General features: G+C 55.9%; 16 protein-coding genes. 10 read left to right on the forward strand and 6 right to left on the reverse strand.

The window, feature by feature from the left end; genetic code table 11:
* Positions 1-117 precede the first annotated feature (117 nt).
* The 6 genes from GFN93_RS11030 to GFN93_RS11055 all read left to right on the forward strand — a co-directional run bounded on the left by GFN93_RS11030 (position 118) and on the right by GFN93_RS11055 (position 5,208).
* Positions 118-930 (forward strand): alpha/beta fold hydrolase, encoded by an 813-nt coding sequence (locus GFN93_RS11030; RefSeq protein WP_153501140.1) that lies wholly within the window; start codon positions 118-120, stop codon positions 928-930.
* Positions 927-1,772: an alpha/beta fold hydrolase gene (locus GFN93_RS11035; protein WP_153501141.1), complete on the forward strand. Its 846-nt coding sequence runs from the start codon at positions 927-929 to the stop codon at positions 1,770-1,772. The genes GFN93_RS11030 and GFN93_RS11035 overlap by 4 nt, the downstream gene beginning before the upstream one ends.
* A 113-nt stretch (positions 1,773-1,885) precedes the next feature.
* Positions 1,886-2,347, forward strand: coding sequence for a MaoC family dehydratase (locus GFN93_RS11040; RefSeq protein WP_153501142.1), 462 nt, complete (start codon positions 1,886-1,888; stop codon positions 2,345-2,347).
* A 311-nt stretch (positions 2,348-2,658) separates the two neighbouring features.
* A complete protein-coding gene (locus GFN93_RS11045) occupies positions 2,659-3,612 on the forward strand; it encodes a lipase family protein (protein WP_153501143.1) in 954 nt (317 codons plus the stop codon).
* A complete protein-coding gene (locus tag GFN93_RS11050) occupies positions 3,605-4,690 on the forward strand; it encodes a diguanylate cyclase domain-containing protein (protein ID WP_153501144.1) in 1,086 nt (361 codons plus the stop codon). Before GFN93_RS11045 ends, GFN93_RS11050 begins: the two co-directional genes overlap by 8 nt.
* Positions 4,687-5,208: a DUF2505 domain-containing protein gene (locus GFN93_RS11055; RefSeq protein WP_153501145.1), complete on the forward strand. Its 522-nt coding sequence runs from the start codon at positions 4,687-4,689 to the stop codon at positions 5,206-5,208. The genes GFN93_RS11050 and GFN93_RS11055 overlap by 4 nt, the downstream gene beginning before the upstream one ends.
* Here the strand turns inward: GFN93_RS11055 and GFN93_RS11060 are convergent.
* Positions 5,193-5,993, reverse strand: a complete 801-nt coding sequence (locus GFN93_RS11060) for an SDR family NAD(P)-dependent oxidoreductase (protein WP_153501146.1) — start codon at positions 5,991-5,993, stop codon at positions 5,193-5,195. The two genes, GFN93_RS11055 and GFN93_RS11060, sit on opposite strands and share 16 nt — an antisense overlap.
* A gap of 112 nt (positions 5,994-6,105) precedes the next feature.
* On the opposite strand from GFN93_RS11060, the gene GFN93_RS11065 reads away from it, so the two are divergent.
* Positions 6,106-6,306, forward strand: coding sequence for a hypothetical protein (locus tag GFN93_RS11065; RefSeq protein ID WP_153501147.1), 201 nt, complete (start codon positions 6,106-6,108; stop codon positions 6,304-6,306).
* Here the strand turns inward: GFN93_RS11065 and GFN93_RS11070 are convergent.
* The 5 genes from GFN93_RS11070 to GFN93_RS11090 form a co-directional block, all read right to left on the reverse strand.
* Complete coding sequence (locus GFN93_RS11070) at positions 6,291-7,613, reverse strand: dicarboxylate/amino acid:cation symporter (protein WP_153501148.1); 1,323 nt, start codon at positions 7,611-7,613, stop codon at positions 6,291-6,293. The two genes, GFN93_RS11065 and GFN93_RS11070, sit on opposite strands and share 16 nt — an antisense overlap.
* Positions 7,614-7,792: 179 nt before the next feature.
* Complete coding sequence (locus GFN93_RS11075; protein WP_153501149.1) at positions 7,793-8,410, reverse strand: hypothetical protein; 618 nt, start codon at positions 8,408-8,410, stop codon at positions 7,793-7,795.
* Complete coding sequence (locus GFN93_RS11080) at positions 8,407-9,702, reverse strand: ammonium transporter (protein WP_153501150.1); 1,296 nt, start codon at positions 9,700-9,702, stop codon at positions 8,407-8,409. The genes GFN93_RS11075 and GFN93_RS11080 overlap by 4 nt, the downstream gene beginning before the upstream one ends.
* 154 nt (positions 9,703-9,856) lie before the next feature.
* Positions 9,857-10,339, reverse strand: coding sequence for an EVE domain-containing protein (locus GFN93_RS11085; protein WP_153501151.1), 483 nt, complete (start codon positions 10,337-10,339; stop codon positions 9,857-9,859).
* Entirely contained in the window at positions 10,336-10,719 is a 384-nt protein-coding gene (locus tag GFN93_RS11090) for a DUF7793 family protein (protein WP_153501152.1), read from the reverse strand. The genes GFN93_RS11085 and GFN93_RS11090 overlap by 4 nt, the downstream gene beginning before the upstream one ends.
* Positions 10,720-10,833: 114 nt before the next feature.
* Between GFN93_RS11090 and prmB the strand changes: the two genes are divergently transcribed.
* Genes prmB through GFN93_RS11105 form a run of 3 tightly spaced genes read left to right on the forward strand, consistent with a single transcriptional unit; the run spans position 10,834 to position 14,049 of the window.
* Positions 10,834-11,727: a 50S ribosomal protein L3 N(5)-glutamine methyltransferase gene (gene prmB / locus GFN93_RS11095; protein ID WP_208993735.1), complete on the forward strand. Its 894-nt coding sequence runs from the start codon at positions 10,834-10,836 to the stop codon at positions 11,725-11,727.
* A 37-nt stretch (positions 11,728-11,764) separates the two neighbouring features.
* The gene (aroC, locus tag GFN93_RS11100) at positions 11,765-12,862 is read left to right on the forward strand and encodes a chorismate synthase (RefSeq protein WP_153501154.1); all 1,098 of its coding nucleotides are present in this window, start codon (positions 11,765-11,767) and stop codon (positions 12,860-12,862) included.
* Positions 12,859-14,049 (forward strand): MFS transporter, encoded by a 1,191-nt coding sequence (locus GFN93_RS11105; protein ID WP_153501155.1) that lies wholly within the window; start codon positions 12,859-12,861, stop codon positions 14,047-14,049. The genes aroC and GFN93_RS11105 overlap by 4 nt, the downstream gene beginning before the upstream one ends.
* Positions 14,050-14,065 lie beyond the last annotated feature (16 nt).

Below are 14,065 nucleotides of genomic sequence, written 5' to 3' on the forward strand. Positions count from 1 at the left end.
CATTGTACACGAACGATTGTCCTTGGCAGGCCCGGATCTGGCGTTTTCAGACATGGATAGGTTGGAACGGACTTGGCTATGATGTTCCCTTCGCCGCTTTGTATCTCAGGAGTAAGGATGTCTGCAGTGACCGACGAGAAACCGGTACTTGCCTTTGCGCATGCCAACGGTATACCTGGCCACAGTTATGATACGTTTCTCGCTCCGCTTGAGGATTGCTACCAGCTCTTCATCATTGACCGGCTTGGTCATGACCCTGCCTACCCGGTAGATGCACAGTGGCACAGCTTGAGCCTGGAGCTGGAGGCCCGGTTGGCCCCCTTGCCGAAACCGATTGTAGGGATGGGGCATTCACTGGGTTCTGTGCTCATGTACCTGGTTGCCCAGCGTCATCCTGAATGGTTCTCCTGTCTGCTGATGCTGGATCCCCCCATGATGAATGGCTTGCATGGCGTCATGATGAATGTGGCCAAACTGACAGGGCAGATTGACAAGGCAACGCCGGCGGGCAAGAGCAAGGGACGACTGGACTACTGGCCGGATTGGGCGGCAGTTGAAAGTTATTTTGGCTCCAGGAGGCTGTTCCGGGCCTTTGATCCCCGTTGCCTGCAGGACTATATGAGGGCCGGGGTGGAGCAATGGGAAGGGGGCTGGCGATTGCGCTTCCGCCCTGAAGTTGAGGTGGCCATATTCAGGGAGACGCCCACTGCTGCAACGGGTATGCCGCGGTTGAAGGTGCCGGCAGCCATTGTCACGGGCAAGCGGTCGCCTTCACCGTTTCTACACAGTGCGCGTCGAATTGCAAAACGTCATCGCATGATTCACCGGATGGCGGAGGGCAGTCATATGTACCCACTGGAAAAGCCGGAAATGACAATGGCGTTATGCGAAGAGCTACTGTCGTTGCTACTGCAGCAGGAAGCGGCATGATGGCTCCAAAAGAACTCTGCTTTGACGTTTATGGCCAAACTCTCTCTGCGTTGCAGTGGGAGGGTGAAGGGGAGCCGATTCTGGCATTGCATGGGTGGCTGGATAATGCCGCATCCTATGTGCCCCTTGCCGGGGAGCTCGGACGACCCATGGTGGCGCTGGATTTATCCGGGCATGGCCACTCAAGTCATCGTCCTGCTGAAGTAGCCACACATCTGGTGGATCATGTCAGGGATGTGAGAACGGTGGCCCAACAGCTCGGCTGGAAACGCTTTACCTTGATGGGGCACTCGATGGGCGCTGGTATAGCCTGCCTGCTGGCTGGCTCTTGTCCCGAACTGGTGTCGCGGCTGGTTCTGATCGAAGGATTGGGGCCTCCAACTACCAAGCCCGATGAGGTTGCCGAAACCCTGCGCAGGGCCATGGATGACATGGCAGCCCTGAAAGACAAGAAAAAACCGGTTTATAACGATATTAACGATGCGATCGAGGCTCGCACCCGGGGCTTTGGCGGCCTCAGCCATGTTGCTTCTGCACTGCTCGTGGAGCGTGCACTCATGCCAATTGAGGGTGGGTGGACCTGGCGAGCTGACAGCCGCTTGCGACTGACCTCATCGCTACGACTCACCGAAGAGCAGGTAAAGGGCTTTATAAGTGCGATTGTGGCACCGGTTTGCCTGATTCTGGGAGAGCAGGGGATGGGCGGGAACGGCATGTTTGCTCATCGCGTAGAATGGCTCAAGAATGTCGATGTTGTCCGTTTGCAGGGTGGCCACCACCTCCATATGGACGCCCCCCAGGAGGTGGCTGCGGCCATCAACCGTTTCCTTTCCCGCCATTGAGTATCCACTGACCAAAAGCACCAGCCGCCATGGTGCTTCAGCTCAAAGTGTCATGGTATTGGCTTGGGCCTCATCGTTAAGCTGATCGAAAATGAATTCGAGGAGTTGCAACGATGAAAGTGGTAGAGGTGGCATCACTGGCTGAGTACGTTGGCAAGGAGCTGGGGGCATCAGAGTGGTTCGAGATCAATCAGGACCGCATCAATGCGTTTGCTGATGCCACACTGGATCACCAGTTTATTCACGTAGATCCGGAGCAGGCCCAAAATACCCCGTTTGGTTCAACCATTGCTCATGGCTACCTGACGCTCTCTCTTTTGCCGTATCTGCAAAGCACGATTGACGGTTTCCTGATGCCCAAGGGCATGAAGATGGCCATGAACTATGGCTTCGACAAGCTACGCTTCATGGCGCCGGTCAAGGTCGGTAAGCGTGTGCGTGCTGTGGCAACCTTGCTTGAAGCGACTGAAAAGCGTGAGGGACAGTGGTTGCTCAAGTTTGCTTTCAAGGTGGAAATCGAGGGCGAGGAGAAGCCCGCTCTTGCAGCTGAGTGGCTGCTGATGTACTTCGTTTAAACCCCGCCAGCGTTCTCCTGGTCAGGTCTGCCACAGGTTCATGGCAGGCCTGATTTTTTTGTCATTCCTGGTCTCGTCCCTCCATGGCAAATGGTTTGTCCCCTGTCCTTGCATCTGTCTACGCTTACCGTTCGGCGATCAAAGTTTAATCAAATTATCAGGATAATTATTCAACCAGCTGATTTGAAAGAATTTATTGTCGCGTTATGCATGCCGTTGGACTGGTAAACTTTGGGCGATAATCGTAATGTAAGCCTAATGTATTAGGTCCGCTGCATCCGGCAGCTGACTGCCTAACCCAGGGAACGATCATGTGGCACCGCACCCGGCAATGGCTGCGTCGACTAGTGGATAATCGCTCTGCGATCAGTCGTGACTTGCGGCTTGGTTTGTCCCATGCTGCTGACCTGCCTCGTCTCTTTCTGCCGTTGGGGGAAGAGCCTGGTGCGCGCTCGGAGCTTTCCCTGTCTTCGTATTCAAGCGCTAGCGATGCTTTTGTTTCACTGTTTCAGCTGGTAGTTCCAGCTACCCGGGAGTCGATCAGTCAGGGGTCACTGGTATGCAACCCTCCGCGAGTGACAGGACAAACGGAGCACTCTCGCTGGTTCTTTATCAACGGTATGGGCACGGCGCCAGCAGTGGCACTGCTGAATGCAAGTGAAATTGCCCGCCATTTTCAGCGGCCTGTCACCTTGATACATACCCCTACCTGGGGGCTGGTCCGAGATGTGGCGGAGTCCATTACCGCACGCACCCTCCGTAAGGATGGGAAACTGTCCCGCCCGGCGCTAAACGTGCTGATTGAGGCGCTGGAAACCCAGGACCAGGTGGTTCTGGTGTGCCATTCCCAAGGCACTATTGTTGCCAGTTACATTGTCCGTAAACTGCTCCGTAACGCCTCCGTGCGGCACTTGGTCAGTAAGCTTGAAATTTACTGTATCGGCGGCGTGGCAGACAGCCTGGAAATCGACCCCCAGTTGACGCTGGCGGCCGGTCACCCGGTGCCTTATGTGGAGCACTTCGCCAATGGCAGGGATTACCTGGCCGAGATCGGTATCCTTGCGCATCTCGATAGTACAGCGGGAACGGTTTATTGCTTGTCTGATCGCTCCGGACACCTGCTGAACCAGCATTATCTCCCTGCCATCGTCAGAGGTGATTTCTGCCAGCGTAGCTCTCGTTTATACCGCTATGCACGGGGACGTATTCCAGGGCCGAAAGGGGCTTTGTCGGTGAAAGTAAAACAGATGGGGCAGCATGGATAACAACAAGAAGCCTCTACTGCTGTTTGTCGATGACTCAAAGGTCATGCGGCTTGCGGCCGATAAGATGCTGGGGCGGGAGTTCCAGGTTGATGTGGCTGAGAATGGTGTTGAGGCTTGGCGAAAGATTGACCTCAACCCGGATTACAGCGTGGTATTTTCGGATCTGGCCATGCCGGAGATGGACGGCTATGCCTTGCTTGAAAAAATTCGTAACAGCCCTGATGAGGGGGTAGCAAAACTGCCGGTGATTATTGTCACTGGCGCGGAGAATGATGATGAGGCCCGAAGTCGTGCCCTAAAGCAGGGTGCAACCGATTTCATCAGCAAGCCCTTTAATTCCACGGATCTGCTCGCACGCGCCCGTGCCCATTCCAACTATCAGGAAGAGCGCAAGGCCCTGGCACGGCAAGCGATGGTGGATCCGCTGACCCGTTTGGGTAATCACCGGTACATTCAGCATCGTCTGGGGCAAGAGTTGGCACTGGCTGCCCGGCAGCAAAGTGCACTATCAGTAGTGCAACTGGAAATTTACCAATTCAATCAATTATTCATACAGCTTGGAAAGCGCAGGGCCGATATGGTGTTGATGAAACTGGCCCAGCTTCTCCAGGGGGTGGTCCGCAAGGAAGATTCGCTGGCTCGTAGCAAGGTGGATCAGTTTACGTTCTTGCTGCCATCCGCCGACATTGAGGGTGCCAGACGGTTTGTCGAACGGGCGCTCAAGGTATGTGAAAAATTGGCATTCCAGCATCGTGGAAAGCCGCAACGTCTGCCCGTCAATGTGGTGCTGCATAGCCCTGATGCGAATGCCAACAGCACCCCGGAAGCCGTGCAGAGAGTACTCGATGGCTACCTGAAACGTGCTCGTGAAGCGGGTGCTGGCTGCGTGGTGGGCGATGAGGATGAGATAAGTGCTGCCGACAAACAGGGGCCAGTGATGGGGGTCGAGCAGGCGCTCGGTCTGATCCAGGCTGGCAAGCAGCGGGTTGTGGTGAGCGCGTTACCTGATTTGAAGCGCCAGTTGATGCCGTTACTGAAATTGATGCAGCAGGTGTCATCCGGACAGGAGATTGTATGAAAGTCAAAGTCGACCGGGAATATCCGGTCAGCGTCGATCAGCTCTACGAGATTATGACCAGCAAGGCGTTCTTTGAGCAGCGTTTTGAGTGGGGCAGGGTGACGGGTTACCGGTTTGAAGGCTTTGAGCAGACCCCGTCCGGGTTGCTGTTGAGGATCTTTCAACCAGTGAGGATTAGATCTGACAAGATACCCGGTTTTGCGAAGCGCTTTCTGCCAGAACAGGCTGACTTGCTGACCGAGTTCCTGTGGACTCCTCTGGCGGACGGTAGTGGCTACGAGGCGCAATACCGTTTTCAGCTGGGCAGTGTACCTGTGAGTGTGGCAGGCACCATGCAGCTGAGCAGGGAAGGGGACGAACATTCCCTGCAGTGTACCGAAGTGGAAGTGTCCTCCTCGGTTCCCATCGTAGGCAAGAAGCTGGTGTCACTGCTTGCTGACAAGGTGGATGATGCCCTTGCCGGGGACTACCGGCAAACACTCCGTTATGTGGAAGAATGTGTTCACCGTGAGCGGTAACGACTGCCGAGTTGCTTGAGTGCCTGTTCCCAGCGGCGGCGAAACCAGCGTTTTTGTCGCCACTGGGAACGAATTTCCGGGGTGGTTATTTGCAAGCTGCCATCGCACTGAATGGCTGCAAATATGGCATCGGCAACCTCTTCAAGCTGGGCTGCTGTCTGATTCGCCTGGCGGCGAAAACGGGCAGCACTGAGCGGATCGCTTGCTTCTATATGGTCACTACATTCGGCCAGCAGCGGTATCGCGACTGCTGACACATTAATCCCGCTTCCATGCAGCTCAGCGTAAAGACTGTTACTCAATGCCTTGATGGCGCCGGCCATGGCGCTCTGACAGGCAGTCATCGGCACGGGCAACAGTCCATATTCAATAATCACATTGAGGATGCGTCCTCGCTGCTGTTGGCGCAGTGCGGTGAGTGTGCTTTGACAAAGGTGCACGGTGTCCATCAGCTGTGACTGAATGTGGTTTTCCCACTGGTTAGCTGCCGTTGCCTCAAAGGGCCCGACGCTGACATGGCAAGGCAGGTTGATGACGACATCGAGCTGTTGCCAACGACGCAGAATCCTGTCCACGTTTCTGCGATGATCCTGGCTTTCGCCCTTTCGAGACTCCAGAAACATGGCTTCCTTGCCCTTTGCATGCAGGTGAGCGCAGATTTGCGGGCCTCGAAAACCGTCCTCACCAGTAATCACCACGCGGTAGTGTTCACAGGCACGCTGTGCCAGCGCCTCGCCAAGCGGCGTGTCACCATGATGAATCAGCAGCACGGGAGCGTGTTTCAAAAGGACTCCAGAACCCCGGAACGGGATAGCAAAAAAATTTTGTGAACATGTGTTGACATGAATGATTGGTAAGTTAACATGTGTTCACAACCTAATGAAAGGAGTCTTCCCAATGGCAACTTACAAACAGATTTTCAAAGATATTGTTGCGCTGGTAGCGGCGGTCTTCTGTGCCATTGTTCTGGTCACGGGCCTTTCTCAGCATAGCGAAACCCTCTTTGCAGCTCTGCTGGCCTTTGCCTTGATGGTACCGGTGATTGCCAGTACTGCAGTCGGCCTGAAGAAAGATCTCAGCGATCAGTTTACCGCTTGATGATGTTCACGGGCAGCTTCTGCTGCCCGTGCTTCCATTTCGCTAACCGGCAGTCCCAGCACCTGGTGCTCTCCCTCGCTGCGGGCCAGCAGTACCGTGACAACACTATCCCCCCAGATGTTCACCGCAGTGCGGCACATGTCCAGGATTCGATCTGTCACCAGAATCAGACCGATCGCTTCCGCGGGTAAGCCAATCGCGCCAAGAATTACCGTAATCGCCACCAGTGATGCTGCCGGGATACTGGCTACCCCGATGGAGGTCAGGAGGGCAGTCACAACAATCATGAACTGCATCCCGAAAGACAAGTCCATGCCGTAAGCCTGGGCGATAAAAATGGCTGCCACGCACTCATAGAGCGCGGTGCCGTCCATATTGACGGTGGCCCCTAGCGGTAGCACAAAACTGCTTGTCTTGCGGGAAACCCCGGCTCTGTCCTGGACACATTCCATGGTCAGGGGCAGGCTGGCGGCGGAGCTGGCTGAGGAAAACGCGGTGAGTAACGCAGGCATCATGGCCTGGATGTGTCTGAATGGCGAGCGTTTGGCCATCAGGAAGATCAAGGCGGGCATGAACACAAACCCATGTACAAACAGGGCGATGATAACGGTCAGGAAGAACCAGGCCAGCGGCTCGATGGCATCCATTCCTGTGCGTGTCACTGTGGCCGCGATCAGGGCAAACACGCCAATGGGAGTGAAGCGGATGATCAGCATGGTGATACTGATCATGACCTGGTAAATGCCGTCGATCATTTGTCTCACCGTTTCCCCGCCCGGGCTTTTCTCGACGCGCAGGTAAAAGCCAAATAGCAGCGCAAACACGATCAGGCCCAGCATCTGGCCGTTGGCGGCCGCAGCTATCAGGTTGGGCGGAAGCATTTGGCGAAGAATTTCGGTAAAGTCGCCGGCGCCGCGACCTTCGATCTTGGCCAGCACATTGCCCGTCTCCGAGGAGAGCCCCAGCAGCCCTCTGGCGGGCTCGCCGTTGATGATCCCGGGGGTGAGCAGGTTGACCAGCATCAAACCGATGAGGATGGCAACAAGTGACGTGGCCATGTACAAGGCAACAGTCTTGATGCCCATCCGGCCAAGATTCTCTCCACCACCGACACCCACCATGCCAGAAATAATCGCGGTCACGATAAGCGGGACGACCAGCATTTTGAGGGCGTTGATAAACAGGCTGCCTACCAGGTCGAAACCCGACAAGACAGATACGCCAAACAGCGTGCTGCTCTCTCCTGTAATGGCGCCGATACCGGCGCCGGCCAGCATGGCCAGAAAAATTTGGTGGTGAAGCTTCATGGTAACCCCTGTCCCTGGCTTTATTTTTTCGTCATGGCTTTCGCATTCCCGTCGAGGGAAGTCCTCCGCTACCGCATTATGGCTGGGCACAGAGGGGCCGGGATCGAACAGTAATGACGCTACAGCGTACCTTATCTGTGCGCCAGGGACAGGGACTGTTTGTGGTTTTAGTGTCTAATTTACATCAGTTTTTTGATCGACGACTCCAGATTTCGCTGGCTACGCGCCTGAATGTAAGCGGATTTAAGATGGCTGTCCGCATCCACCGGGCCTAGCCGTTCGCAAAGCAGCACATAGGCGTTGTTGAGCTGATTACGAAGAACTTCCAGAGGAAGGCCTCCCAGTGTGCGTCCGGGAGATTGCAACCAGTGCTCCATGGTCAGGCGGGTTTCCGGGCTCACCGCGCGGCCACGCAGCATGGCAATCATATCCAGCCGCAACTGAGAGGCTACCGCGGCGGGGAGCCCTTCCCATAGTGATTCCATCAGCTTCTGGAAAGCGGCAGTACAGGGGTGGCTTTGCTGGGGATCGAGTGAGCTGCTTGCCAGTGGGTCGCTGGCCAGCTCCTGCTCTGACATGGACATGGCCTGGACCAGGCTCATGTGAATGTGGTGCCGGCGTTCGCCAAGATCAAATAACTTGCAGAGATCGCTCACATACCCCTGCAATGAGTAGCGTGGGCGCTCGGAATAATGCTGTTGCCAATGACTGATAGCTTCCATCAATACAGCTTCATTCATGTAGGGTGTTAGCCCGGTAACGATGGCGCGACGTCGCCTTTGCAGTTCCTGACTCATTGACGGCCCTCCGCCTGACTGGTCATTTCCGCGTTATACAGGCTGTTCTGGGGGAACTCCGGATAACCGGTTTCGTCGTGTTCACTCAGATCCAGACCCCGTTGTTCGTGGATAGCCGGGGCGCGTAGCCCAAAGAGGGTTGCTACGACCAAGTACATAATCAGGGCGGCGAAGAATGCCCAGCAGAAAGCCACGACAATTCCCAGCAGCTGTACTGTGATACGTTCCGGGTTGAACAGGTCGCCATCGTAAAAGAGTCCGGCAGCCAGCGTTCCCCAGGCACCGGCAAACGCATGAACAGGCACCGCGCCAACCACATCATCCAGGCGAAGCGATAGCAGCAAACGAGCACCTCCTGCAGCAAGGGCGCCTGCAATGAGCCCGGTCAGTACTGCAAAGGCAGGAGACATAACTGCGCAGCCAGCCGTAACCGCTACCAGTCCGGCCAGGCTGCCGTTCACGGTTTCGGTCAAGAGGACCGGGCGGCGGGTCGATAGACGGAGCAACGTGCTGCCGACCGCGCCAGCCGCGGCAGCCAGTTGAGTGTTCAAGTTGACCTTGGCGATATCTACACTGGCGGCAAGGGTGGAGCCACCATTGAAGCCGAACCAGCCAAACCACAGAATGAACCCGCCCAGAGCTACGTAGGACAGGTTGTGGCCTGGAATGGCGCGGGGTTTGCCTTGCTTGTCGAAGCGTCCAAGACGTGGGCCTACGACCATAATACCGGCAAGAGCACACCAGCCGCCGATGCTGTGAACCACCGTTGAGCCCGCGAAATCAATAAAGCCCAGCTGGGCCAGCCAGCCATTGCTGTTCCACGCCCAGCTGCCATAAAGGGGGTAGATGACCCCGGTAATCAGTATCGCGCCACACAGGTAGCCTGCATAACGCGTCCGTTCTGCCATGGCACCGGAAGCAATGGTTGCTGCCGTCGCAGCAAACATGATCTGGAACATGATCATGGCCCAGGTGCTATGGTCAGCCTGGCTTAGCGCAAATTGGTCTTCCCCAAACCAGCCGGAGGGGTTGGTGCCAAACATCAAACCAAACCCCACTGCCCAAAACACCAGCGTACCTACGCAAAGGTCCATGTAATTTTTCATGACCACATTCAGGGCATTTTTGGCGCGGCTCAGCCCGCTCTCCAGCAAGGCGAAACCCGCTTGCATGAAGAACACCAGGGCGGCGGCGATAGCAATCCACACGGTGTCGGTTGCGGTGAGGGGATCTGCGTGGGCAAAACCAGGCAGCGCGAGCAACACAAGGGTATGTCTGTAGTGCAGTTTCATGGACTGAACCCAGTTCGTTTTTGGATGGACGAATTGGGTTACTGCAACGGTTGTGCCAAGGACAAAATGCCGGGTTTTGACAGATGAACTAGTTCTTTATTCCTGCCATATGCTTTTTATTGGTGCGCTATTCATTTTTGGTGCATGCGATGCACTATGCAGAAACACCCATAGATTGGCACAGGGCCTCGATCAGCAGGTACTCCTGGTCGGTTACCTTCTGGATGGAGAGTCGCGGCCGAATCACCAGTTCCATGTCGTCAAAATCCGGATTTTGCTTGATTTGCTTCAGGCTGATGGGGCTTGGGTATTGGCGAGCGAACTGCAGCTCAACCTGGAACCAGCGCGGGGCTTCCCGGGTGCTGCGGTCGTCGTAGGCGGGGTGCTCAGGCAGAAACTGGGTGGGGTCTGGGTGGGCGCTACGAGTAACCCGGGCTTCACCGACAATGGCCGGGGTGGCGCAGCTGGAATGATAGATAAGCACTGTGTCGCCTACCAATATTTCGTCACGGAGCCGGTTTCGGGCCTGGTAGTTACGAACCCCATCCCAGGCGGCAGTCTGATTTGGCGCGTTCATCAGATCGGCAATACCGAAAACGTCAGGCTCGGTCTTGAATAACCAGATGGATTGGCTCAAGCGTGCTCCCGGGAGTGTTTGCTGCTCAGAATCTCTCGAGCCTGCTGTACGCTGTTGCAGATGTAAACCGGGAAATCAGGTTTGTTCATCTTGAGCATCATGTTGGCGTAGGTATGGTTAAGGGTGTTTTCCAGCACCAGCGCCTTGGCATTGGTCATGGCAGCGAAATCCTGGCCACAGGCAAAGCGTGAAGCGCCGAAGTCCAGCCCCTCAATCCGGCCCACATAAATAGCAAGCTGTTTGCGGTGTCCTTGCTGCCAGAAAAGTGCCTGCCGCTGACGATAGATCGACAGCTCCTGAGGCATATCCATCATGGTGCCATCCTTGATGTCGACCATGGTGAAAATGTCGTCCTGATAAACCCTGATTGCACCGCTCATTACGCTCTCTGGATTGCATGGGACAGGCTTTTATACATGATTATGTGCTAACCTTCAGCGCCTGTTGACAGGAGAGTGGACTTGATCACATCGGCAACCCAAAAAGAAGCTGTAATGGCCCTGCAAACCGTGCGTGATTGCCTTCGATTTGGTGAAACTCACCTGCGTAAGGGTGAGGTATTCTTTGGTCACGGTAGTGATGATCCGTGGGATGAGGCATTGGCGCTGCTAATGCATGTGCTGGCTCTGCCGATGAGCAGCGACCCTCGCATCCTGGATGCCCGTTTGATACCCAGTGAGGTCGAGCACTACGTGGGCTTGTTGACGCGCCGTATCAATGAACGTGTTCCAGTTCCTTATCTGACGGGAGAGGCCTGGTTTTGCGGTTTGCCCTTCAAGGTTGATGAGCGGGTGCTGATCCCGCGCTCTCCACTGGCAGAGCTGATTGAACAATCGTTTGCCCCCTGGGTGGATCCTGATCAGGTTCACGCAGTGCTGGATCTTTGCACTGGCAGTGGCTGTATTGCGATTGCCTGTGCCTATGCCTTTGAAAATGCGAGGGTGGATGGCAGTGATATCAGTGACGACGCGCTGGCTGTCTTCGCTGAGAACATCGCTCGCCATGGCGTGGAAGACCAAGTTCAGGCTCTCAAGTCCGATGGCCTGAATACGGTCAACGGCCCCTACGACTTGATTGTCTCTAATCCGCCCTACGTGGATGCGATGGATATGGCGTCGCTACCGGATGAATACCGTCATGAGCCTGAACTGGCTCTTGCTTCCGGCGTTGACGGCCTGGATTTCACTCGCCGTTTGTTGCGTGACGCACCGGATCACTTGACGGAGCAGGGCGTCCTGATTGTGGAAGTAGGCAACAGCATGGAAGCGATGATGCATGAATGGCCTGAGGTGCCGTTCTTCTGGTTTGAATTCGAGCGGGGAGGGCATGGTGTATTCATGCTGACCCGCCAACAGCTGCTAGAATACCGCAGCACGTTTGACGTTTGAGAGTAGACACGGTCAGCCTGACCGGTTGAGGAGTCGCATGTCCGGCAACAGTTTTGGTGAGCGCTTTCGCATCACTACCTTTGGTGAAAGTCATGGTCTGGCCCTGGGGGCCATTGTGGATGGCTGTCCTCCAGGCCTGGAGATCAGCGAGGAAGATCTTCAGGTAGAGCTCGACCGCCGCAAGCCTGGCACCAGCAAGTACACTACCCAGCGCCGTGAACCGGACCAGGTGAAAATCCTGTCCGGGGTGTTCGAGGGAAAGACTACAGGCACATCCATTGGCTTGCTGATCGAGAATACCGATCAGAAGTCCAAGGACTATTCCAACATCGCCGGAACGTTCCGCCCCGGCCATGCAGACTATACCTATACCCAGAAATACGGATTCCGTGATTATCGCGGCGGTGGCCGCTCTTCTGCTCGTGAAACGGCCATGCGCGTAGCCGCAGGCGCTATTGCGCGAAAATTTCTGGAAAGTCGTCTCGGTATTCGCATCTATGGTGGCTGTACCCAGATCGGGAATGTGAAAGCGGAACAACTGGACTGGTCCGTGGTGAACAACAATCCGTTCTTCTTCCCGGACGAAGCCAAAGTGCCGGAGCTGGAGCAGCTGATCAATGCGCTGCGCAAGGATGGCTCTTCCATCGGGGCTCGCGTGGAAGTCTTTGCTGAAGGCGTACCTCCCGGTTGGGGTGAGCCAGTATTTGACCGCATTGACGCTGATCTGGCCAAGGCCATGATGTCCATTAATGCGGTGAAGGGTGTTGAGGTTGGCGATGGTTTTGAGGTGGTCAATCAGCGTGGTGAGCAGCACCGTGATGAAATGACACCGGAAGGTTTCCTCAGTAACCATTCCGGCGGCGTACTGGGGGGCATCAGCTCCGGGCAGCCCATTCGGGTGGCCATGGCGCTCAAGCCGACGTCAAGTATTCTGATCCCCGGCAAGAGCATTAATCTGGAGGGTCAGGCTTCTGAAGTGGTCACCAAAGGCCGCCATGACCCCTGTGTTGGCGTGCGTGCTACTCCCATCGCAGAAGCCATGCTGGCACTGGTGTTGATGGATCACTACTTGCGCCATCGTGGCCAAAACGCTGACGTAGACGTGCCGTTCCCACCGATTCCGGGGCAGGCATGACCGAGCGCCCTCTCAGTGAGAGGGCGTCGCCACTCCCTTACTATTGGCGTCTCTCCGGGTTTTACTTCTTTTACTTCGGGCTGCTGGGCACGCTCGTGCCTTACTGGTCACTTTACCTGAAAGACCTTGGTTTCAGTGCGGCCGGGATTGGCGCCCTGATGGCCATTCCCCAGCTGACCAAGGTCGGCGCTCCCAATCTCTGGGGTTGGCTGGCTGATCGAAGCGGCCAGCGGCTGCGCATTATTCGCTTCGGCAACCTGATGGCCGCCATCGCCTTTTTACCGGTTTTCTGGATCGATACCTTCTGGGCTATGGCTTTCCTTTTGGTGGCGTTCAGTTTTTTCTGGAATGCCGTGTTGGCCCAGTTTGAAGTGCTGACCCTGCAATCACTGGGAGACCAGGCACACCGCTATAGTCATGTCCGACTGTGGGGGTCTGTGGGCTTTATCGTATCGGTGCTGGTGCTTGGGGAGCTGTTGGACCAGTTGGGTACCCGATTGTTGCCCTGGGTTCTGAGTGGTTTGTTATGGCTCTTGTGGCTAGGCACCCTGACGCTGCCTGCAGGTTCGCCGCACAAGACAAAGGCGCATGGGGCGCGGCAGTCCATGCTGGCGGTGATGGCCCGAAAGGAGGTTTATCTTTTTCTTCTGGCTTCGTTCCTGATGCAGATGTCGCATGGGCCTTACTACACATTTTACAGCATCCATCTGGAAAACCTGGGGTTCACAAAATTCGTCACGGGAGGTTTGTGGGCGTTGGGCGTGTTGGCCGAGGTGGGGCTGTTCGTCGTCATGCATATTCTCATGCGGCGATTTTCGATTCCCTGGATTCTGACCGGAAGCCTGATACTGGCTGCCGTGCGCTGGCTAATTATCGGCCTTTGTGATGACTCTATGGTCTGGCTGGTCATGGCGCAATGTCTTCATGCCGCCACGTTTGGCAGTTTTCATGCGGCCAGCATCGCCTGGGTGCAGCACCAGTTTGGTGATGCGCTCGCGGGTCAGGGCCAGGCGTTGTATTCCAGCTTGGGTTTTGGCGCGGGCTGGGCGGTGGGTGCTGGCTTGTCAGGCTTGCTGTGGCCATCCTGGGGAGTGAAGCTCTTCCTGGCTTCTTCCATATTGTCGCTGGCTGCGGCGGGCTTGATGGTGCTCGGGGGAGTGGTGAGAGCTTCTGTGCCAGGCGAATGAAAACATTAAGCGTGAT

The sequence above is a fragment of the Alcanivorax sediminis genome, assembly GCF_009601165.1.
In the GTDB taxonomy this organism is placed as follows: domain Bacteria; phylum Pseudomonadota; class Gammaproteobacteria; order Pseudomonadales; family Alcanivoracaceae; genus Alcanivorax; species Alcanivorax sediminis.